Origin of the sequence: Cupriavidus necator, assembly GCF_040578825.1 — a bacterium.
In the GTDB taxonomy this organism is placed as follows: Bacteria; Pseudomonadota; Gammaproteobacteria; order Burkholderiales; family Burkholderiaceae; genus Cupriavidus; species Cupriavidus necator_E.
Window position 1 is genome coordinate 29,456 of the sequence record NZ_JBEFLI010000035.1, and the last position, 20,266, is coordinate 49,721.

At 66.0% G+C, this 20,266-nt stretch carries 17 protein-coding genes; 13 read left to right on the plus strand and 4 right to left on the minus strand.

Features of this window, described 5'->3' with window-relative positions:
- The first annotated feature begins 282 nt into the window (after positions 1 to 282).
- The 3 genes from AB1I47_RS18195 to AB1I47_RS18205 all read left to right on the plus strand — a co-directional run bounded on the left by AB1I47_RS18195 (position 283) and on the right by AB1I47_RS18205 (position 5,211).
- A complete protein-coding gene (locus AB1I47_RS18195) occupies positions 283 to 2,205 on the plus strand; it encodes a PrkA family serine protein kinase (RefSeq protein WP_354685139.1) in 1,923 nt (640 codons plus the stop codon).
- A gap of 37 nt (positions 2,206 to 2,242) precedes the next feature.
- Complete coding sequence (locus AB1I47_RS18200) at positions 2,243 to 3,505, plus strand: YeaH/YhbH family protein (RefSeq protein WP_354685140.1); 1,263 nt, start codon at positions 2,243 to 2,245, stop codon at positions 3,503 to 3,505.
- A gap of 152 nt (positions 3,506 to 3,657) precedes the next feature.
- The gene (locus AB1I47_RS18205; protein ID WP_354685141.1) at positions 3,658 to 5,211 is read left to right on the plus strand and encodes a SpoVR family protein; all 1,554 of its coding nucleotides are present in this window, start codon (positions 3,658 to 3,660) and stop codon (positions 5,209 to 5,211) included.
- A 309-nt stretch (positions 5,212 to 5,520) separates the two neighbouring features.
- Here the strand turns inward: AB1I47_RS18205 and AB1I47_RS18210 are convergent, their stop codons facing one another.
- Positions 5,521 to 6,711 (minus strand): helix-turn-helix transcriptional regulator, encoded by a 1,191-nt coding sequence (locus AB1I47_RS18210; RefSeq protein WP_354685142.1) that lies wholly within the window; start codon positions 6,709 to 6,711, stop codon positions 5,521 to 5,523.
- Between the two features lie 621 nt (positions 6,712 to 7,332).
- Between AB1I47_RS18210 and AB1I47_RS18215 the strand changes: the two genes are divergently transcribed.
- Both AB1I47_RS18215 and AB1I47_RS18220 read left to right on the plus strand, forming a co-directional pair.
- Positions 7,333 to 8,115 (plus strand): SDR family NAD(P)-dependent oxidoreductase, encoded by a 783-nt coding sequence (locus tag AB1I47_RS18215; RefSeq protein ID WP_354685143.1) that lies wholly within the window; start codon positions 7,333 to 7,335, stop codon positions 8,113 to 8,115.
- 36 nt (positions 8,116 to 8,151) lie between these two features.
- The gene (locus AB1I47_RS18220) at positions 8,152 to 9,735 is read left to right on the plus strand and encodes a fatty acid--CoA ligase (RefSeq protein ID WP_354685144.1); all 1,584 of its coding nucleotides are present in this window, start codon (positions 8,152 to 8,154) and stop codon (positions 9,733 to 9,735) included.
- An 87-nt stretch (positions 9,736 to 9,822) separates the two neighbouring features.
- Here the strand turns inward: AB1I47_RS18220 and AB1I47_RS18225 are convergent, their stop codons facing one another.
- From AB1I47_RS18225 to AB1I47_RS18235, 3 genes are all read right to left on the minus strand, one after another.
- Positions 9,823 to 10,314: a DUF421 domain-containing protein gene (locus AB1I47_RS18225; protein WP_354685145.1), complete on the minus strand. Its 492-nt coding sequence runs from the start codon at positions 10,312 to 10,314 to the stop codon at positions 9,823 to 9,825.
- A 156-nt stretch (positions 10,315 to 10,470) separates the two neighbouring features.
- Positions 10,471 to 11,466: a Bug family tripartite tricarboxylate transporter substrate binding protein gene (locus AB1I47_RS18230; protein ID WP_354685146.1), complete on the minus strand. Its 996-nt coding sequence runs from the start codon at positions 11,464 to 11,466 to the stop codon at positions 10,471 to 10,473.
- A gap of 109 nt (positions 11,467 to 11,575) precedes the next feature.
- Positions 11,576 to 12,670 carry a porin gene (locus AB1I47_RS18235; protein ID WP_354685147.1) on the minus strand — a complete coding sequence of 365 codons (1,095 nt, stop codon included), beginning with the start codon at positions 12,668 to 12,670 and terminating at the stop codon, positions 11,576 to 11,578.
- Positions 12,671 to 12,984: 314 nt separating this feature from the next.
- On the opposite strand from AB1I47_RS18235, the gene AB1I47_RS18240 reads away from it, so the two are divergent.
- The 8 genes from AB1I47_RS18240 to AB1I47_RS18275 all read left to right on the plus strand — a co-directional run bounded on the left by AB1I47_RS18240 (position 12,985) and on the right by AB1I47_RS18275 (position 20,261).
- A complete protein-coding gene (locus AB1I47_RS18240; protein ID WP_354685148.1) occupies positions 12,985 to 13,863 on the plus strand; it encodes an alpha/beta fold hydrolase in 879 nt (292 codons plus the stop codon).
- A 230-nt stretch (positions 13,864 to 14,093) separates the two neighbouring features.
- Complete coding sequence (locus tag AB1I47_RS18245; protein ID WP_407935859.1) at positions 14,094 to 14,399, plus strand: recombinase-like helix-turn-helix domain-containing protein; 306 nt, start codon at positions 14,094 to 14,096, stop codon at positions 14,397 to 14,399.
- A gap of 48 nt (positions 14,400 to 14,447) precedes the next feature.
- A complete protein-coding gene (locus AB1I47_RS18250; protein ID WP_354685150.1) occupies positions 14,448 to 15,521 on the plus strand; it encodes an aromatic ring-hydroxylating dioxygenase subunit alpha in 1,074 nt (357 codons plus the stop codon).
- The gene (locus AB1I47_RS18255) at positions 15,514 to 16,287 is read left to right on the plus strand and encodes an SDR family oxidoreductase (RefSeq protein WP_354685151.1); all 774 of its coding nucleotides are present in this window, start codon (positions 15,514 to 15,516) and stop codon (positions 16,285 to 16,287) included. Before AB1I47_RS18250 ends, AB1I47_RS18255 begins: the two co-directional genes overlap by 8 nt.
- 40 nt (positions 16,288 to 16,327) lie before the next feature.
- Complete coding sequence (locus AB1I47_RS18260) at positions 16,328 to 16,864, plus strand: cupin domain-containing protein (protein ID WP_354685152.1); 537 nt, start codon at positions 16,328 to 16,330, stop codon at positions 16,862 to 16,864.
- A gap of 31 nt (positions 16,865 to 16,895) precedes the next feature.
- A complete protein-coding gene (locus AB1I47_RS18265; protein WP_354685153.1) occupies positions 16,896 to 17,744 on the plus strand; it encodes an IclR family transcriptional regulator in 849 nt (282 codons plus the stop codon).
- 5 nt (positions 17,745 to 17,749) lie between these two features.
- Complete coding sequence (locus tag AB1I47_RS18270) at positions 17,750 to 18,553, plus strand: SDR family oxidoreductase (RefSeq protein WP_354685154.1); 804 nt, start codon at positions 17,750 to 17,752, stop codon at positions 18,551 to 18,553.
- Entirely contained in the window at positions 18,546 to 20,261 is a 1,716-nt protein-coding gene (locus AB1I47_RS18275; protein ID WP_354685155.1) for a thiamine pyrophosphate-binding protein, read from the plus strand. The genes AB1I47_RS18270 and AB1I47_RS18275 overlap by 8 nt, the downstream gene beginning before the upstream one ends.
- The last annotated feature ends 5 nt before the right edge of the window (positions 20,262 to 20,266 follow it).

Below are 20,266 nucleotides of genomic sequence, written 5' to 3' on the forward strand. Positions count from 1 at the left end.
AAGCATGGTCAATGGCCCGTCGCGTGCGGGGGCGAAGCCGAACTGAAAATCAGCCAAAAGCTGACAGCGAATCAGGCAGGAAATGCAGCGGCGAAACAAGCGTTGCATTGACGCAAGATTCGTCAACTCGGACTCCACCATCGCCGTTATTTGACTATGATGAAGTAAAGACTTCGCAACATGACAGGTCGCCAGGCCGGGGTGGTGTGCCGCCGAAGTTGTGCGGAGTCTTAGGGGTAGAACTACCTTCGCCTCGGACGTGGACTCTGACGGGAGTGAGGTATGGACATTTTCGGCCACTACGCTACGCGCTTCGAAGCTCGCAAGGAAGAGGAATACAGCATCCAGGAGTACCTGGAGATCTGCAAAAAGGATCCGACTGCCTACGCGACCGCTGCCGAACGCATGCTCGCCGCGATCGGCCAGCCTGAGTTGGTGGATACCCACCATGACCCCAGGCTGTCTCGACTGTTCTTCAACAAGGTCATTCGCATCTATCCGGCCTTCCGCGACTTCTACGGCATGGAGGACACGATCGAGCAGATCGTCTCGTTCTTCAAGCACGCGGCGCAAGGCCTCGAAGAGCGCAAGCAGATCCTGTATCTGCTCGGACCTCCCGGCGGCGGCAAGTCCTCGCTCGCGGAGAAGCTCAAGTCATTGATGGAGCAGATTCCCATCTACGCGCTCAAGGGATCGCCGATCCATGAGTCGCCGCTGGGCCTGTTCTCGCCGGAGGAAGACGGCAAGATCCTCGAAGAGGACTACGGCATTCCGGTGCGCTACCTGAACACCATCGCCTCGCCATGGGCGGTCAAGCGCCTGCACGAGTTCAACGGCGACATCACAAGGTTCCGCGTGGTGAAGCTGCGTCCGTCGGTGCTGTCGCAGATCGCGATCTCCAAGACCGAGCCGGGCGACGAGAACAACCAGGACATCTCGTCGCTGGTGGGCAAGGTGGACATCCGCAAGCTCGAGGACTTCCCGCAGGACGATCCGGACGCGTACTCGTATTCCGGCGGCCTGTGCCTGGCCAACCGCGGCCTGCTCGAGTTTGTCGAAATGTTCAAGGCGCCGATCAAGGTGCTGCACCCGCTGCTGACCGCGACGCAGGAAGGCAACTACAAGGGTACCGAAGGGTTCGGCGCGATCCCGTTCGACGGCGTGATCCTCGCGCACTCGAACGAGGCCGAGTGGCAGACCTTCAAGGCCGACAAGAACAACGAGGCTTTCCTCGACCGGATCTACATCGTCAAGGTGCCGTACTGCCTGCGCGTGTCCGACGAGGTGAAGATCTATGACAAGCTGCTGCGCAGCAGTTCGCTGTCGGCCGCGCCATGCGCGCCCAACACGCTGAAGATGATGGCGCAGTTCGCGGTGCTGACCCGCATCAAGGAGCCGGAGAACTCGAACATCTTCTCGAAGATGCGCGTCTATGACGGCGAGAGCCTGAAGGACGTGGACCCGAAGGCGAAGTCGTACCAGGAGTACCGCGACTACGCCGGCATCGACGAAGGCATGAACGGGCTGTCGACGCGCTTCGCGTTCAAGGTGCTGTCCAAGGTCTTCAACTTCGACAACACCGAAGTGGCGGCCAACCCGGTGCACCTGCTGTACGTGCTCGAACAGCAGATCGAGCGCGAGCAGTTCCCGCCGGAACAGGAAGCGAAGCTGCTGTCGTACATCAAGGAGTACCTGACCACGCCGTTCGTGGAGTTTATCGGCAAGGAGATCCAGACCGCGTACCTCGAGTCTTACTCTGAATACGGCCAGAACATCTTCGATCGTTATGTGGTGTTCGCCGACCTGTGGATCCAGGACCAGGAGTACCGCGATCCCAATACCGGCGAGATCCTCGACCGCAATGCGCTGAACGACGAGCTGGAGAAAGTGGAAAAGCCCGCGGGTATCTCGAACCCGAAGGATTTCCGCAACGAGATCGTCAACTTCGTGCTGCGGGCGCGGGCCAACAACGGCGGCAAGAACCCGGTCTGGACCAGCTATGAAAAGCTGCGGATGGTGATCGAAAAGCGCATGTTCTCCACCACGGAGGACCTGCTGCCGGTGATCTCGTTCAACGCCAAGTCTTCGCGCGAAGACCAGGACAAGCACGAGAACTTCGTCAACCGCATGGTCGAGAAGGGGTACACGCCCAAGCAAGTGAGACTTCTGGTGGAGTGGTATCTGCGCGTAAGAAAATCATCGTAACGGCGCCGCGGAACAGGTCTCTCAACGAGGGCAACATATGGCTACGGTCATCGATCGGCGCGAGAACGGCGGCAACAAGAGTGCCGTCAACCAGCAACGTTTTATCAAACGCTACCGCGAGCAGATCCGGCAAGCAGTGGCAAAGGCGGTGTCCGGCCGGAAGATCATGGACATCGAGCAGAGCGGCCAGGTGTCCATTCCGGTCAAGGACATCTCCGAGCCGATCTTCCACCACGGCCCCGGCGGGCGGCGCGAGTGGATTCACCCTGGCAACAAGAAGTTCGTCAAGGGTGATTCCTTCGACCGCCAGCAGCAGGGCGGTGGCGGCGGCGGTTCGCGGGCCAGCGACAGTGGCGAAGGCGAGGACGATTTCGTCTTCACGCTGTCGCGCGAGGATTTCCTTAACTTCTTCTTCGAGGACATGGCGCTGCCGGACCTGGCCAAGCGCCACCTCGCCAAGATTGCCGAAGTGCGCAAGGTGCGCGCCGGCTTTTCCATCGACGGCACGCCTTCGAACCTGTCGATCCTGCGCACCATGCGCAGCTCGCTGGGGCGGCGTATCGCGTTGTCCAGCCCTTACCAGAAGCGCCTGCGCGACCTGGAGCTGGCCTATGCCGAGGCGCTGGAAAAAGACGGCCCGTACGCCGAGCACACGCTCGAGCTGATGGAGAAGATGCGGCACCTGCGCGCCTGCATCGACCGCGTGCCGTTCATCGAGAAGCTCGACCTGCGCTACAACAACCGCGTGCTGAAGAAGCGCCCGCAGGCCCAGGCGGTGATGTTCTGCCTGATGGACGTGTCCGGCTCGATGGACGAGAGCCGCAAGGACCTGGCCAAGCGCTTCTTCATGCTGCTGTACCTGTTCCTGAAGCGCAACTACGAACGCATCGACGTGGTGTTTATCCGCCATCACACGGTGGCCAAGGAAGTCGTCGAGGAAGATTTCTTCCACTCGCGCGAGTCCGGTGGTACCGTGGTGTCGAGTGCGCTCAAGCTGATGGTGGAAGTGATCCACGACCGCTATCCGCCGAGCCAGTGGAACATCTACTGCGCGCAGGCCTCCGACGGCGACAACTGGGCCGGCGACTCCGAACTGTGCGGGCGCCTGCTGCGCGAGTCGATCCTGCCGCTGGTGCAGTACTACGCCTATGTGGAAGTGGCGTCGGAAGAACCGCAGAACCTCTGGGAAGAGTACCTGACGGTCAAGAACCAGTTCGATCACTTCGCGATGCAGCGCATCATCGGCGCGGACGAGATCTACCCGGTGCTGCACGACCTGTTCCAGAAGCGCGCGGCGTAGACTGGCAACGATCCGGTCTTCCGGGCCATTGGGGCCGGAGGGCTGAAGTGAACACGAATGGCGAGGCAACGCGGACCACGCGGCGCGGCAATGCCGTGCGCGCCGCAGCGGTCCGGCGCCTCGCCTCGGGCAACGGGGAAAAGGGGTAAAGGATGGCTTATCTCTCCACGGGTTCGGAATGGACCTTCGAGCTGATCAACCGGTATGACCGCGAGATCGCCCGCATCGCCGGCGAATTCGGGCTGGACACCTATCCCAACCAGATCGAGATCATCACGGCCGAGCAAATGCTCGACGCCTACGCGTCGGCAGGCCTGCCGGTCGGCTACAGCCACTGGTCCTACGGCAAGCACTTCCTGGCCTCCGAGCGCAGCTACCAGCGCGGCCATATGGGGCTGGCCTACGAAATCGTCATCAACTCCAATCCCTGCATCGCCTACCTGATGGAGGAGAACACCATGCCGATGCAGGCGCTGACGATCGCGCACGCCTGCTACGGCCACAACTCCTTCTTCAAGGGCAACTACCTGTTCCGCACCTGGACCAACGCGGACGCCATCGTCGACTACCTGCTGTTTGCCAAGAACTACGTGGCCGAGTGCGAGCAGCGCTACGGCGAGCAGGAAGTGGAGTTGCTGCTGGATTCGTGCCACGCGTTGCAGAACTACGGCGTGGACCGCTACAAACGGCCGAAGAAGCTGTCCATCACCGAAGAGAAAGCGCGCCAGGCCGATCGCGAGAACTACCTGCAGATGCAGGTCAACGACCTGTGGCGCACGCTGCCCAAGCACCGTCCGCATGCGCTGTCGTCCGAGGACGATACGCAGGAACCCGAGACCACCTTCCCGCCGGAGCCGCAGGAGAACCTGCTGTACTTCATCGAGAAGAACGCGCCCAAGCTGGCGCCGTGGCAGCGCGAGATCGTTCGCATCGTGCGCAAGATCGCGCAGTACTTCTACCCGCAGCGCCAGACCAAGGTGATGAACGAAGGCTGGGCCACGTTCTGGCACTACACCATCATCAATCAGCTCTATGAAGAGAAGCTGGTCAACGACGCGTTCATGATGGAGCTGCTGCAGGCCCACACCAACGTGATTTACCAGCCGCCGTACCACAGCCCGTACTACAGCGGCATGAACCCGTACACGGTGGGTTTCCTGCTCTTCCAGGACCTGCGCCGCATGTGCGAGAACCCGACCGACGAGGACTACCGCTGGGCGCCGGAGATCGCCGGCAGCGACTGGCGCACCACGCTCGACTTCGCCATGCGCAACTTCAAGGACGAGAGCTTCCTGCTGCAGTTCTTGTCGCCGCGCGTCATCCGCGAGCTCAAGCTGTTCTCGGTGCTGGACGACGACCGCGAGGGCAAGCTGCGCGTGACCGCGATCCACGATGACGAGGGCTACCGCGCGATCCGCCAGTTGATGGCCGCGCAGTATGACCTGTCGAGCATGGAGCCCAATATCCAGGTCACCAATGTCGACGTGGGCGGCGACCGCTCCCTGACGCTGCGGCACCTGCAGAACGACCGCCGGCCGCTGGCGCACAACTTCGACGAGGTGATCCGGCACGTGACGCGGCTGTGGGGCTTCACGGTGCGGCTCGAGGTGGCCTACGAAGACGGGCGCACCGAGCTCAAGTACGAATGCAAGCCGGAGCGACGCCACCGCCGGTCGCACGGGGGCGGCCTGAGCCTGGCCGCCTGACCCGTTGATATGAGACCTTACCTGGTGGTTGCCCGCGGCCTACGCGACGGGTGCAGGCTCGCACCAGCCCCGCACCAGCTCCACCGCCTTGCGGCCGGTGCTGGCGGGGACCTGTTGGCCAAGTACTGCCTTGCCCAATATCCGGCTCCACCAGCGCTCCGAATCATTGCTGCGGGAGAGGGGCAGGGGGAGAGGGCAGGCGGTGGCATACCGCAGGTGCCTGACTTCGTCGACACGCTCGGCCCTCTGGTGCATCGCTTCCTGGCCGCGGCACAGGCAGCGGTCGGCAAAGGGAAGTAGGGAAGGGGCTCAGGCCGCCCGAGTCGGACGCGGCGCGCGCGGCCGGGTGGCCGAAGTCACCCCGGCGCGCTCCAGGTTCACGCCGGGCAGCAGGTGCAGCAGGCGCACCAGTTCAGACTGGCGGTGCGTGCCGGTCTTGCGCAGCGTGTCGCGGATATGCACGCGCACGGTGTGAGGGGACAGGAATTCCCGCTCGGCGATCTCGTTGAGGGTTTCGCCGGCAGCCAGGCGGATCGCGATAATGCTCTCCTTGCGCGACAGTCCGAACAGCGAGGTCAGCACGCCGGCATCGAGCACCGAACGCGATTCCGAATTGCCCAGCAGCAGCATCGCCGCTGGCAGTTGCCACGGGCCCTCCACCGGCTGGCGCGAGACCAGCGGCGTGACGATGATCGGCACCGGCTGCCCGCCGGAGGTGATATGCATCCACGAACCCGAGGCCGCGTCGGCGCCGCGGCCGCGCACCGCGCCGTCGAGCAGCCGGCGCAGCACCGCCTGCAGCGCGTCGCTGTGGGCGCGCAGCACACCGTCCTGCAGCGACAGGTGACTGTCTGCCTGCACCAGCGCCTCGGCCCAGCTATTGGCGTAGCGCACGCGCAGGTCGGCCTGCAGCACCATCACGCCGAAGTCCAGCGTATCGAGCCCGGCGAGCCCCAGGCTGGCCAGCCCGCTCAGTTCGAAATTGCGCTGTTGCATCCGGGCCGCACGCACCCAGTGCGGCATCACATGCGACAGCCGCCGTTCGCGCTGCCCCGCGCTGATGCTGCCGGCGCTGGTGCCGCTCATCAGCACGCAGACTTCGGCGTTTTCAATCAGGCGCATGCCCTGTTCCAGCCCGCTGCAGGCCAACGTGGCGCTGGCCGCCTGCGCCATCCGGCCGTCATGCGAGAGCGCCGCCGTGGCTTGCGCGAGCGCCGGCCCGTCTGAGGTGGCACAGCAGGCGCCGAGGTGGGGCAGCTCGAGCGGGGCGGGCATCCAGTCCGGAACGCTGACGCCGCTGGTGAAGCAGCCGTGCGGGGTCACGCCCAGGCGGGCATGGCCCGCAAGCTTGTCCCAGATCAGGTAACGGGGGCTGCCGGTGGAGGTGTAGCGGGAGAAGAGATCGAGGGCGGCGGGCATGGCCGCGACGTCCAACGCTGACTCGTAGATGGAGTCGACCAGACGATGAAAGTCCTCGTCCGTAGTCGGGTGTTCGCCCATGTTCTGATTCCCCCCGGTGGCAAACGCCTCTTGCTCTGCGCCACGGCAAGTGGCCATCTTCTTGTGTTATCGGTTCCGTTCCGGTTTTCTGTATTGGCACCGGATACGGATGCTGCAGCGACTGTCGGCACCGCCCGATACCGGGCGGTTGCCATACGCCAATCATGCCAAACAATGTTGTATGTTTTTATCCCCCGTGTCGGGGGGTGGAAACACGGATTGTGGGGCGCTTGTCCTGCGGTCCTGCCCGTGCGGGCGCTGATGCTGCGGTGCCGCAATGGTAATCGCCGACTTGAATTCTTCAAAATTTTCAGCGCTGACACAGTCGGGGGCGTTTCAAGCACGCCACACCCTGGCGAGCAATGGTCGGAAAACAGTCGGGAATACGGTAGGGGAATACGCGAGCAAAACGACGGCGCCGTACCCGTTTCTGCGTGCCACCTCGCACCGGCGGCAGGATGGTCCTGGCATTCGTCGCTTCAGACGATGCGTGGACTGCGCCGATCCACGAATCTCGACCCCACTCCGGCACAGACGCTCTGCGCGCCCGCCGGCGACATCGCAACCGCGGCGCCGCGCCTGATCGGCCCGGCCATGGACAAGAGACAAAGGAAAGACGGTATGGAACTCAATGCATCGGTATCGGCAGTGTTGACGGGCGGAGCCTCGGGCCTGGGTGCGGCAACGGCCCGTGCGCTGGCGGCGCAAGGCGTGCGCGTGGCCCTGTTCGACCTCAACGCGGAAAAGGGCGAGGCACTGGCGCGCGAACTTGGTGGTGTGTTCTGCCAGGTCAACGTCACCTCCGAAGCCGAGGTCGAAGCTGGCTTTGCCAGGGCGCGTGCCGCCATCGGCCAGGAACGCATCCTCGTGAACTGCGCCGGCACCGGCAACGCCATCAAGACCGCTTCGCGTGCCAAGGAGGCGCCGGACCAGATCAAGTTCTTTCCGTCCGATGCCTTCGAACGCATCATCCAGATCAACCTGATCGGCACGTTCCGCTGCATCGCGCGCTCGGCCGCGGGCATGCTGACGCTGGATGCCGCCAGCGGCGAGCGCGGCGTGATCATCAACACCGCGTCGGTGGCGGCGCAGGACGGCCAGATGGGGCAGGCCGCCTACTCGGCATCGAAGGCCGCCGTGGTCGGCATGACGCTGCCGATCGCGCGCGACCTGGCCAGTGAAGGCATCCGCGTCAACACCATCATGCCCGGCATCTTCAATACGCCGCTGCTGCAGGGCGCGGCCGAGAACGTCAAGGCCGCGCTGGCCGCTTCGGTGCCCTTCCCCAAGCGGCTGGGGCAGCCGGAAGAGTTCGCTTCGCTCGCCGTGGAGATGTGCCGCAACGGCTATTTCAACGGCGAGTCGGTGCGCCTGGACGGCGCCATCCGGATGGCGCCGCGCTGAGCCGCGCGGGCCATCGCCAACTAGACGGAGACGCGGATGGATTTCAGCTACCTGACGACACTGCCTCACGCGGTACGCCACTTCGCCCGCCTGCGGCCCGAGGCGGTCGCGTATTCGTTCGAAGGCCGGCAGACCACCTATGCCGGGTTCGACAGCAATACCGACCGGGTGGCGCAGGCGTTGCTGGCTGACGATGTCGGCGTGGGCGACCGCATTGCCTATATCGGCAAGAACAGCGATCACTATTTCGAGCTGCTGGTGGGTGCCGGCAAGTGCGGCGCGGTGATGGCACCGGTCAGCTGGCGGCTGGCGCCACCGGAGGTGGCGTTTATCGTCGGGCATTGCGATGCGGTGGTGCTCTTCGTCGGAGCGGAGTCCGCTGCCATGGTGACACAGCTGCTGCCGTCGCTGCCGATGGTGCGCAAGGTGATCGCCATGGAACCCTGCGCGCAGCTCGCCGACCGGCCCTGCTATGCGGACTGGCGCGACGCCCAGCCTGCCACGCCCCCGGCGCACCAGCCGGCCGCCCACGACGTCGTGCTGCAGCTCTATACATCCGGCACCACCGGTCGGCCCAAGGGCGCGATGCTCACGCACCGCAACCTGACCATCGGCACCGAGATCAGCGAACGCGAGGGCACGCCGTGGTCGCACTGGACCGCGGATGACATCTCGCTGGTGGCAATGCCGGTGGCGCATATCGGCGGTTCCGGCTGGGGCCTGCGCAACCTGCTGGCCGGCGCCACCGGCGTGGTCGCGCGCGAATTCGATCCGCGCGCGGTGCTCGACTTTATCGAGAGGGACCGCATCAGCAAGCTGTTCCTGGTGCCGGCCGCGATGCAGATCGTGCTGCGCGATCCGCGCGCGCGGCAGGTCGATTATTCGCGCCTGAAGTACCTGCTGTACGGTGCCGCGCCGATCCCGGCGGCGCTGCTGCGCGAGGGCATCGAGGTGTTCGGCTGCGGCTTCGTGCAGCAGTACGGCATGACCGAAACCACCGGCACCATCGTGGCGCTGCCGCCAGAGGACCACACCACCGACGACGTGCCGCGCATGCGCGCCGCCGGCAAGCCGCTGCCTGGGGTCGAACTCAAGGTGGTGGACTATGAAGGGCGCCAGCTCGCGCCGGGCGAGGTCGGCGAAGTGGTGGTCCGCGCGCAGCACAATATGGCGGGCTACTGGAAGCAGCCCGAGGACACCGCGCGCACCATCGATGCGCAAGGGTGGCTGCGCACCGGCGACGCCGGGTATATGGACACCGAGGGCTACCTGTACATCCACGACCGCGTCAAGGACATGATCATCAGCGGCGGCGAGAACGTCTATCCGGCCGAGGTCGAGAGCGCGATCTACGCCCACCCGCAAGTGGCGGACGTGGCAGTGATCGGCGTGCCGGACGAAAAGTGGGGCGAGGCGGTCAAGGCCATCGTCGTGCTCAAGCCTGGCCAGGACGCCGACCGCGATGGCATCCTCGCGTGGACGCGGCAACGGCTGGCGGGCTTCAAGGTACCCAAGAGCATCGATTTCGTCGACGCGCTGCCGCGCAACCCGTCGGGCAAGCTGCTGCGGCGCAAGCTGCGCGAGCCGTTCTGGGAGGGGATGAACCGGCAGGTGAACTGAAGCTGGTTTGCCTGGCACGCTGCTGGTTTGCTGCCCTCTCCCGCCTGCGTGAGAGGGGAGCACGCAGAGACGCATTTTTCTCCGCCGCTACTTCTTCTTGATCACGCTGACCTTGCCATCGGCTTCCATGTACAGCGCCTTGACCTCGTCGAGCGATTCCACGCCCTGCTCCCGGTATTTGGCTTCGAGCTCGTCGTCGGTGATCGATTCGCGCCGCATGTTTTCTTGCAGCTTGGCGCCGTCGCGCACCAGCATCACCCGCTTGGCTTCGGCAAAGCGCTGGAAAGTCGGGAAGTGGTAGGCCAGCAGGTCGATCAGCCGGTTCCACGCGACCAGCGTGATCACCAGCAGCACTGCATCGGAAACGCTTTCGCCATCGCCCGCCATGCCGTTTTGCGCCGCGTCGGCGACGATGACAATCACCAGCAGGTCAGCGATGCCAAGCGAGCCGATGTCGCGCCGTACGACGAAACGGAACAGCAGGAACAGCGCCCAGTACATCACCGTGCCGCGAAAGATGATCTCGAGCGGTGAGATGCTGAAGAAGAGCGCTTCGCGCCAGTCGAAAGAGAAATCCATGCACTATACCCAGCAACTTCCGGGCCACTTTGCAAGGACGGCGGCTGTGGCGGCGGCGCCGCTGCGCACAGGTAGTTCTTACACCAGGCGGGTACAGTTTGCTGCGCGCAAAAGGGTTGGAACCCCGCCCGCGGCGGGATTCCCGGCACCGAGGCCTCAGTCGGCCTGGATGCCGAACTCCTTGACGATCTTCGTATAGCGGGTGGTGTCGGCGGCGATCAGCCTGGACAGCGTCGCGGGCTCGCCGCCGGCAGGCGTCACCGCGATGGTGGCCATGCGCGACACCACGTCGGGCATCTTCAGGATCTCGTTGACGTGGGTGTTGAGCAGCCGCACCACGTCGGCCGGCATGTTCTTCGGACCCAGCAGCGCCTGCCATGCGCCGATCTCCACATCCTTGTAGCCCAGTTCGGCCAGCGTCGGCACGTTCGGCGCGAACGGCGAGCGCTTCAGGTCGGCCACCGCCAGCGGCACCAGGCTGCCATTGCCCACGTACTGCGCCACCGCGCCGTAGGTGACGTAGGTCATCGGCACCTGTCCGCCGATCACGTCGACAATCGCGGGCGCGAGGCCGCGGTAGGGCACCTGGCTGATCTTGACCCCGGCCGACTTGTTGAACAGCTCGCCCATGATATGCATCGGCGAACCGTTGCCCGGCGTGGCGTAGGTTTCGACCTTGCCGGCCTTGGCGCGCGCCACCAGGTCGCTCATCTTCGTGATGCCGGTGCCCTTGCTCACCACCACGAACAGCGACTGCGTGCCGATCTGCGCGACCGGCGTGAAGTCGTGCTGCACGTCGTAGCTGGCGCCGGTGCCGGCCTTGAGCACCAGCGGTGCGATGGCGACCGTGTTGGGCGCGAGCAGCAGCGTGTAGCCGTCCGGGTTGGCGCGCGCCACGTAGGCGCTGCCGATGGTGCCGGCGGCGCCGGTGCGGTTTTCCACCACCACGGATTGCTTCAGGCGCGGGGCGAGCTTTTCCGCGAACAGGCGGGCAAGCACGTCGACATCGCCGCCGGCGGGATAGGCGACGACGATGGTGATGGGCTTGTTCGGGTACGCGCCCTGGGCCAGGGCGGTGCCGGCGGAGGCGGCGGCGACCAGCGCGGTCGCGGCGGCCAGCGTGGCGAGTACTTTGCGGCGTGCGGACTTCATGATGTTCAGACCTCGGGAAAACTGGGCACCCCGACCGTGCGGGGGGCGCTATGGCTGGGAAAGCCCGGCGCCTGCGATGGCGCCGGGTGACCGCCTGGAATCAGACAGCTCAGAAAACGTGCTTGATGCCGATCATCGAGCCCCACTGGTTCTCGCCCGGACGCGGGTTCGAGCCCGGCGAGCCGCCGCTGACCGACATCGCGAGCTGGCCGCCGTTGTTGATAAAGCCGGCGGTCGCATAAACCGAGGTGCGCTTGCTGAAGCTGTACATCGCGCGCAGCGTATACAGCATGGCCTGGTTGTCGCTGCCGTGGTAGTTCAGGAAGTAGACCTGGCCGGCCAGGTTGATCGCGGGCGTGACGTCATAGGAGGCGCCGGCGTAGTACAGGTCGCTGACCGGCGTGGGGCTGCCTTCGTTGTCGCGGCGGATCCAGCCGGCGCCGATCTTGGTGCGCTTGAGCAGCATGTAGCCGCCGACCGACAGGCGGTCGTCGGTCAGGTTGCTGTTGGTCAGGCCGCCGAATGCGCCGGGGCCGCCGCGCTGCGAGTCGTAGGCCGCGGTCACGCCCCAGGTCTTGTTGTCATAGCCGAGCATGGCCGACCACTGGCGGCATGCCTTCTTGTCGGCGGGGTTCTCGCCGGCGCAATTGGTGCCCGAGGGGCTCGGGCCGGCGTTGACCACGTCGCGCCCGAAGCTGTAGGTGGCGCCCACCACGAAGCCGCTGAAGTTGGCCTTGTACGACACCGCATTGTCGGCGCGCGTATTCGGCAGGTAGCTGTCGAGCGAGCCGGAGCCGTACACGTTGGGACCCAGGACATCGCTGTCGAGCGTGGCCCAGAACAGCATGGTGTACTGGCGGCCGAACGAGAGCTGCCCGTACTGGTTGCTGAGCCCCACCAGCGCCTGGCGCCCGAACAGGCGGCCGCCCTGGTTCGAGGTGCCCGAGTCAGGCGAGAAGCCCGATTCCAGCACGAAGATGCTCTTCAGGCCGCCGCCCAGGTCTTCCGTGCCGCGGATGCCCCAGCGCGAGGGCACGGTGGCGGTCAGGTTGGGCATGCGCACCAGGCCGTCGCCGTTGGCGCCCACGTTGCTTACGTACTCGACACCCGTATCGATAACCCCGTACAGGGTGAGCGAGGACTGCGCCGAGGCCAGCAGGGGGAAAGCCGCGGCCAGGGCTGCGGCGATTCGTGCAAGTTTCATCTACCAGTTTCCTTCCGTTTTCCGTCTTGTCGTCTTGTGGTCCGCGGCCACTGCGGATGGCGGCTGCGTATGCGGTTTCGGTCTCTTTTGTGTTTTATATATGAAACATCAAACAACATAAGAAACGTTGACCAAAATATAGCCGCGAGTTTCCATAAGATGTGAGGAGGGTTATCCCTAGTGAGTCCGCGTCAGGACGGGCAGGACTGGCTCTGCGTGGCGGTTTTCCGCTTCCCTATCGTTAACCCTGATCCCGGTTGCACCCACACGCGCCTATGCTTCAAAAGTTTTATTCTCAAACCTAAGTTTTATATATGGAACAAAATCAGCCCCATATGCCGGCCGAGCCAGACCGGCGGTTGCTGGAAGCCCTCGACAGCGGGTTTGCGGAGCGTGTCGTGCGAGTCGGGCCCGACGGCGCACAGGTGGCTTACCGCAGCGGTGGCACCAGCGGCCCGGTGATCGTGCTGCTGCACGGCATCAGCTCTGGCGCGGCGTCGTGGCTGCCGTGCGCCAGCCTGCTGGCCGCTCAGGCGCGGGTGATTGCCTGGGATGCCCCGGGTTACGGCAACTCGACGCCGCTGGCGCAGCAGCGGCCGCTGGCGGCTGACTACGCGCAGCGGCTCGACGGCCTGCTGCAGGCACTGGGCGTACAGCCGGCGCTGCTGGTCGGGCATTCGCTTGGGGCGCTGATGGCGGCCGCCTATGTCGCCAATGCGCGCCAGCTGCCGGCGCGGTTGCTGCTGCTGAGCGTGGCGCAAGGCTATGGCGCGCCGGGCAAGGAAACGCAGGCGCAGCAGGTGGCGCGGCAACGGCTGGAAGCGCTCGAGTCGCTCGGTGTCGATGGCCTCGCACAGCGGGGGCCGGCGCGCCTGCTGAGCGAGGAGGCCGATCCCGGTGCCCAGGCGTGGGTACGCTGGAACATGCAGCGGCTGAACCCGGACGGCTATCGCCAGGCGGTGGCAATGCTGTGCGGCGTCGATATCGACGCCTACCTGGCACGCCGGCCCGCGGCGCTGCCGACGCAGATCGCCTGCGGCAGCCGCGACGTGGTCACCACGCCGCCCGCCTGCGGCACGCTGGCCGAACGCTTCGGCCTGCCGTTCGCGCTGATCCCCGATGCCGGCCACGCCTGCTACATCGAGCAGGCCGCCGCCACTGCCCGCCTGATCCGCTCGGCACTGCCTGCCTGAACCCGGCGGCGCCGTCCGGCGCCGCCCCCCGGCGCGTCGATTGCGCCGCCTTGCCCTCGCATCGCGGGTTTACCCCAGTCAATTTTTGCGACCACGTTGTCTATAGTCGTACCTGTGTTCAATATCTAAACCAGTGTTTCATTAGTAAAACACGACGGGCGCAAAGCAAGGCGCATCCGGACGGCGGTGGAACACAGTCCCCCAAGCTGCAAGACATGGAGCAAAGCGCAATGGAAAGCCTCTCGTACAACCCGAACCTGGTGCCCTGGGAGCGTCCGGCGCCGAACAACGTCGCAGGCAAGGGCCATATCGAGCAACCCGGCAAGGTCACCAACATCGTCTGGCAGACCCGCGCCAGTGCCCCGAGCGCCTACGAGAACGCGCTGGGCGATGCCCTGGAAGCCGCGTTCGAGGGCGGCGCGCAGAACCCGCAGGACATCGTGCGCGCCTTCAATGCCGCTGGCTTTCTCGGCGTCGACGGCCAGCCCTGGACCGAAGAGCGCTTCCTCTCCGAAATGCGCCGGCTGGGCGCCTGAGACCACGGCCCGCCCGCCCTCCACGAACCGCGTCGTAGCGAGAACAACATGGAATCGAACAAGCAAGCCCGCGCTGAAGCCCGCCTGAACACCGGCCTGCGCAATTACTGGTACCCGGTCGCCGCCTCATGGGCGGTCTCCCACGCCCCGATCGGCATCACCCGCCTGAGCCAGAACATCGTGCTGTGGCGCGACGGCGAAGGCCAGGTCCACGCGCTGGAAGACCGCTGCCCGCACCGCGGCGCGCGCCTGTCGATGGGCTGGAACCTGGGCGACCGCGTCGCCTGCTGGTACCACGGCGTCGAAGTCGGCGGCGACGGCCAGGTCAAGAGCGTGCCGGCGGTCGAGAGCTGCCCGCTGGAAGGCCGCACCTGCGTGCGCAGCTACCCGGTGCAGGAGAAGGCCGGCGCGATCTTCCTGTGGTTCGGCGACCGGGCCCCGCAGCAAGGCGAGGGCAGCCCCGACGAGCTGCGCCTGCCGGAAGAGCTGGTCAGCGACGAGCACAGCCACTTCCTGTGCGTGGCGCACTGGGACTGCAACTATCGCTATGCCATCGACAACGTCATGGACCCGATGCACGGCGCCTACCTGCACGCGGTGTCGCACTCGATGGCCTGCGGTGAGAAGTCCGCGGTGATGCAGATCCGCGAGACCGAGCACGGCCTGGTGTTCGAGAAGACCGGCCAGCGCGGCGTCAACTTCGACTGGGTCGAGTTCGGTGAAACCGGCACGCTGTGGCTGCGCCTGGCGATTCCGTACCGCGCCAGTGTCGGCCCCGGCGGCCCGTTCGGCATTGTCGGCATGGCCACGCCGGTCGATGAAGACCACTGCATGGTGTTCTTCTGGCGTACCCGCCACGTGCAGGGCTGGGAACGCGACGTGTGGCGCTTCCTGTATCGCAACCGCCTGGAGCAGCTGCACTGGGACGTGCTGGAGCAGGACCGCATGGTGCTCGAAATGATGGCGCCCAATGCGCGCGACCACGAGATGCTGTACCAGCACGATGCCGGCATCACGCGCGTGCGCCGCCTGCTGAAGCGCCGTGCCGAGCAGGAAGTCGCCGACGAGCCGGTGGCCATGTTGAAGCCCGCCCAATCCGCCGGAGCCGCGAGCCATGCCTGAGGCCATCAAGAACAACACGCTGCTGGCCGGGCGCAAGGTGCTGGTCACCGGCGCGGCACGCGGCCTGGGCCTGGCCTTCGCCAAGGCGCTGGCTGAAGCCGGCGCCGCGGTGGCGATGGCCGACATCCTGGCCGAGCGCCTGCAGCAGGAAGCCGACGCGCTGCGCGCCGCCGGCCTGAAGGCAGTGCCGGTGCCGGTGGATCTGGCTGATCCGGCCTCGGTGCAAGCCTGTGCCGACGCCGCGGTCAAGGCGCTGGGCGGCCTCGATGGCCTGGTCAACAACGCCGCCGTGACCGACTCGGGCGGGCGCGATGCCGCCGCCATCGACATCGCCACCTGGGACCGCGTGATGAACGTCAACGTGCGCGGCACCTGGCTGATGACCGCCGCCTGCCTGCCGGCGCTGCGCGCCAGCGGCCGCGGCGCGGTCGTCAACCTGGCGTCGGACACGCCGCTGTGGGGCGCGCCCAACCTGCTGGCCTACGTGGCCAGCAAGAGCGCCATCATCGGCATGACCCGCTCGCTCGCCCGCGAACTGGGCAAGGACCAGATCACCGTCAACGCGGTGGCGCCGGGCCTGACGCTGGTGGAAGCGACCGAATACGTGCCCCGGCATCGCCACGACCTGTACCGCGAGCAGCGCGCGATCTCGCGCGAGCAGCTGCCCGACGACGTCTGCGGCGCGGTGCTGTTTGCGCTGTCCGATCTTGCCCGCTTCGTGACCGGCCAGACGCTGGCGGTCAACGGCGGCTTTGTCATGCATTGATCCACCGATCCACCGATCCACCGAAAGAGAAGGAATCCAAATGAGCGATCTTTCCCAACAACAAAACATCAAGCGTTCCTGGGACCAACCGGACGGCGCCTCGTTCGACCAGTGGATGGAAAGCCGCGTCGCGCGCTTCTCCACGCGCAAGTACGACTGGGACGCGCTGAAGTTCCAGGCCGACTACGACCCCAAGTACCGCCGCGCGCAGATGCGCTACCTGGGCACCGGCGGCACCGGCGTGGCCGCTGATACCAACACCGTGCCGTCGGAGCACTTCACCTTCTCCACGATGATCATCCCGGCCGGCCATGAAGGTCCGTCGCATCTCCACACCGACGTGGAAGAGGTGTTCTTCATCCTGCGCGGCAAGATCAAGCTGATCCTGGAAAAGGATGGCGAGCGCTACGAGACCATCCTGACCGACCGCGACCTGGTCTCGGTGCCGCCGGGCGTCTACCGCGAGGAAATCAATATCGGCGAGGAAGACGCGCTGATGTGCGTGATGCTCGGCGCCAAGAAGCCGATCACGCCGACGTACCCGCCCGAGCATCCGCTGACGAAGATCAAGCGCTGATGCCGGCATCCGCCCTCCGCAAGCACCGACCATGACCACCAGCGCAATCCCGGCCACCCAGGCCGCTGCCAACGAGACCCCGGACAAGTACATCGTCCCGGGACTGGAGCGCGGCCTGCGCCTGCTCGGCGAGTTCAGCAGCAAGGACCGCACCATGTCGGCCGCGGAACTGGCGCGCCGCCTCAAGGTGCCGCGCTCGACCGTGTTTCGCCTGCTGGCCACGCTGGAAATGCTGGGCTTTGTCGAACGCGCCGATGGCGGCCGGGATTTCCGGCTGGGCATGGCGGTGCTGCGGCTCGGGTTCGAGTACCTGGCCTCGCTGGAGCTGACCGAGCTGGGCCGCCCCGTGCTGGAGCGGGTGCGCGACGAGATCGGCTACCCCACCAACCTGGTGGTGCGCGACGGGCGTTCGATCGTCTACGTGGCCAAGGCGGTGTCGCCGCGGCCGTTCGCGAGCTCGGTCAACGTCGGCACGCGGCTGCCGGCGCATGCCACGGTGCTCGGGCGCGTGCTGCTCGAAGACCTGTCGCTGGGCGAGCTGCGCGCGCTGTATCCGGAATCGCACCTCGAAGTGTTTTCCGACAGCACGCCGCGCACCGTCGATGAACTGCACGACATCGTCCAGCGCGACCGCGAACGCGGCTACGTGCTGCAGGAAGGCTTCTTCGAAGCCAGCATCTCCACCATTGCAGCACCGGTGCGTGACCGCACCGGCAAGGTGGTGGCGGCGCTGGGCGCCACCATCCCCGCCGCGCATATCGATCCGGAGCAACTGGACGCGATGGTGGAACAGGTCAGGAATGCCGCGGGCGAGCTGTCGCGCCTGCTCGACTACCGCCCGTCTGCCTCCGGCAAGGTGGTGAATCTGTATCGGGAGTGAGGACAATGTCCATGATTGAACTCGACGGCAAGGTTGCCGTCGTTACCGGCGGGTCCTCCGGCATCGGGCTGGCGACCGTCGAACTGCTGCTCGAAGCGGGCGCCGCCGTCGCCATGTGCGGCCGCGATGAAGCCCGCCTGCGCAGCGCCGAAGCGCAGCTGCGCGAAACATTCCCCGGGTGCCGGCTCTATGCCGCCACCTGCGACGTGCTCAAGCCTGAACAGGTCGCCGCCTTTGCCGCCGCCGTGCAGGCCACGCTGGGCAACGCCGACATGCTGGTCAATAACGCCGGCCAGGGCCGCGTGTCGACCTTCGCCGATACCGAGGACGCCGCCTGGATGGAAGAACTGCAGCTCAAGTTCTTCTCCGTGATCCACCCGACGCGCGCGTTCCTGCCGCAGCTCGAGAAGTCGGGCCAGGGCGCGATCGTCTGTGTCAACTCGCTGCTGGCGCAGCAGCCGGAGCCGCACATGGTCGCGACTTCGGCCGCGCGCGCCGGCGTGCTCAACCTGGTGCGTTCGATGGCCACCGAGTTCGCGCCCAAGGGTGTCCGCGTCAACGGCATCCTGATCGGGCTGGTGGAGTCGGGCCAGTGGCGCCGCCGCTTCGAAGCGCGCCCTGAAGAAGACCGCCAGCTGGACTGGGCCGCATGGACCGCGCGCCTGGCCCAGCAGAAACATATTCCCCTTGGCCGCCTGGGCCTGCCTGTGGAGGCAGCCCGCGCCATCCTGTTCCTTGCCTCGCCGTTGTCTTCGTACACCACGGGCAGCCATATCGATATCTCCGGAGGACACTCCCGTCATGCCTAATCAGCAACAGTACGAACAACAGCAGGTCACCGTGGGCTGCGCCATCACGGCGTTTCTCGAACAGTGCGGCGTCAAGGCTGCATTCGGTGTGATCTCGATCCACAACATGCCGATCCTCGACGCCATGGGCGAGCGCGGCAAGATCCGCTTCGTGCCGGCGCGCGGCGAAGCGGGCGGCACCAATATGGCCGATGCCTACGCCCGCACCACCGGCGGGCTGGGCGTGTGCCTGACCAGCACCGGGACCGCCGCGGGCAATGCCGCCGGCGCGATGGTCGAAGCACTGACCGCTGGTACGCCGCTGCTGCACATCACCGGCCAGATCGAGACGCCGTACCTCGACCAGAGCCTCGCGTATATCCATGAAGCCCCGGACCAGCTCACCATGCTGAAGGCCGTGTCCAAGGCCGCCTTCCGCATCCGCAGCGCCGATACCGCCATCAGCACCGTCAAGCTGGCGGTGCAGACCGCGCTGACGGCGCCGACCGGCCCGGTCAGCGTCGAGATCCCCATCGACATCCAGGCCGCGCTGATCGATATGCCGGCCGACCTGCAGCCGCTGCCGGTGCCGAAGCACGTGCCGTCGGCCCACGCGCTGGACGCGCTGGCCGAACGCCTGGTCAACGCCAGGCGCCCGCTGCTGTGGCTCGGCGGCGGTGCCCGCCACGCCTCGGCGCAAGTGCGCCGCCTGATGGACCTGGGCTTCGGCGTGGTCACCAGCACGCAAGGCCGCGGCATCGTGGCGGAAGACGATCCGCGAACGCTTGGCGCCTACAACCTGCACAAGCCGGTCGAGTCTTTCTACCAGACCTGCGACGCGATGCTGGTGGTGGGTTCGCGCCTGCGCGGCAATGAAACGCTGAAGTACGAACTGAAGCTGCCGCGTCCGCTGCTGCGCATCGACGCCGACCCGGCCGCCGAAGGCCGCTGCTACCTGAGCGACTACTTTGTCAGCGGCGACGCCGCACTCGCGCTGGACGCCCTGGCGGACCGCCTCGAAGGCCGTCTGCAGGTCGACCCGGCCTTCGCCGCCGACCTGCGCCGCGCCCACAATATCGCCGTCAACGGCCTGGTCGACGGCCTCGGCCCGTACTCGGCGCTGGTGCAGGCGCTGCAGGAAGCGGTTGGCCGCAACTTCAACTGGGTGCGCGACGTGACCGTGTCGAACAGCACCTGGGGCAACCGCCAGCTGCGCATCTTCGACTCGCGTGCCGGCGTGCATGCGCTGGGCGGCGGCATCGGCCAGGGCCTGGCGATGGGCATCGGCGCCGCGATCGGCGCGGCGGCTACCGCCTCGGGCAAGAAGACCTACACGCTGGCCGGCGACGGCGGCTTCATCCTGAACCTGGGTGAGCTGGCGACGGCCGTGCAGGAACGCGCCGACATGGTCATCGTGCTGATGAACGACAAGGGCTACGGCGTGATCAAGAACATCCAGGACGCGCAGTACGGTGGCCGCCGCCACTACGTCGACCTGCATACGCCGGACTACGCCACGCTGGCCAAGTCGCTGTCGCTGCGCCATGCGCGCGTCAGCAACCTGGCGGATATCGGCGCCGCGCTGGAGCAGGCCACGGTGGAAGCCGGCCCGTTCCTGCTGGAGATCGACATGCTGTCGATCGGCTCGTTCAAGACCGCGTTTGCCGGCCCCCCGGTGAACAAGGACACGGAAGAGCCGGCGCGTGAACAAACGACTGTAACCGCCTGAGGGAG

Excerpts from the sequence above, each read along its gene's own strand:
- AB1I47_RS18195 (WP_354685139.1), top strand. The coding sequence starts at position 283 with ATGGACATTTTCGGCCACTACGCTACGCGCTTCGAAGCTCGCAAGGAA.
- AB1I47_RS18200 (WP_354685140.1), top strand. The coding sequence starts at position 2,243 with ATGGCTACGGTCATCGATCGGCGCGAGAACGGCGGCAACAAGAGTGCC.
- AB1I47_RS18205 (WP_354685141.1), top strand. The coding sequence starts at position 3,658 with ATGGCTTATCTCTCCACGGGTTCGGAATGGACCTTCGAGCTGATCAAC.
- AB1I47_RS18210 (WP_354685142.1), bottom strand. The coding sequence starts at position 6,711 with ATGGGCGAACACCCGACTACGGACGAGGACTTTCATCGTCTGGTCGAC.
- AB1I47_RS18215 (WP_354685143.1), top strand. The coding sequence starts at position 7,333 with ATGGAACTCAATGCATCGGTATCGGCAGTGTTGACGGGCGGAGCCTCG.
- AB1I47_RS18220 (WP_354685144.1), top strand. The coding sequence starts at position 8,152 with ATGGATTTCAGCTACCTGACGACACTGCCTCACGCGGTACGCCACTTC.
- AB1I47_RS18225 (WP_354685145.1), bottom strand. The coding sequence starts at position 10,314 with ATGGATTTCTCTTTCGACTGGCGCGAAGCGCTCTTCTTCAGCATCTCA.
- AB1I47_RS18230 (WP_354685146.1), bottom strand. The coding sequence starts at position 11,466 with ATGAAGTCCGCACGCCGCAAAGTACTCGCCACGCTGGCCGCCGCGACC.
- AB1I47_RS18235 (WP_354685147.1), bottom strand. The coding sequence starts at position 12,670 with ATGAAACTTGCACGAATCGCCGCAGCCCTGGCCGCGGCTTTCCCCCTG.
- AB1I47_RS18240 (WP_354685148.1), top strand. The coding sequence starts at position 12,985 with ATGGAACAAAATCAGCCCCATATGCCGGCCGAGCCAGACCGGCGGTTG.
- AB1I47_RS18245 (WP_407935859.1), top strand. The coding sequence starts at position 14,094 with ATGGAAAGCCTCTCGTACAACCCGAACCTGGTGCCCTGGGAGCGTCCG.
- AB1I47_RS18250 (WP_354685150.1), top strand. The coding sequence starts at position 14,448 with ATGGAATCGAACAAGCAAGCCCGCGCTGAAGCCCGCCTGAACACCGGC.
- AB1I47_RS18255 (WP_354685151.1), top strand. The coding sequence starts at position 15,514 with ATGCCTGAGGCCATCAAGAACAACACGCTGCTGGCCGGGCGCAAGGTG.
- AB1I47_RS18260 (WP_354685152.1), top strand. The coding sequence starts at position 16,328 with ATGAGCGATCTTTCCCAACAACAAAACATCAAGCGTTCCTGGGACCAA.
- AB1I47_RS18265 (WP_354685153.1), top strand. The coding sequence starts at position 16,896 with ATGACCACCAGCGCAATCCCGGCCACCCAGGCCGCTGCCAACGAGACC.
- AB1I47_RS18270 (WP_354685154.1), top strand. The coding sequence starts at position 17,750 with ATGTCCATGATTGAACTCGACGGCAAGGTTGCCGTCGTTACCGGCGGG.
- AB1I47_RS18275 (WP_354685155.1), top strand. The coding sequence starts at position 18,546 with ATGCCTAATCAGCAACAGTACGAACAACAGCAGGTCACCGTGGGCTGC.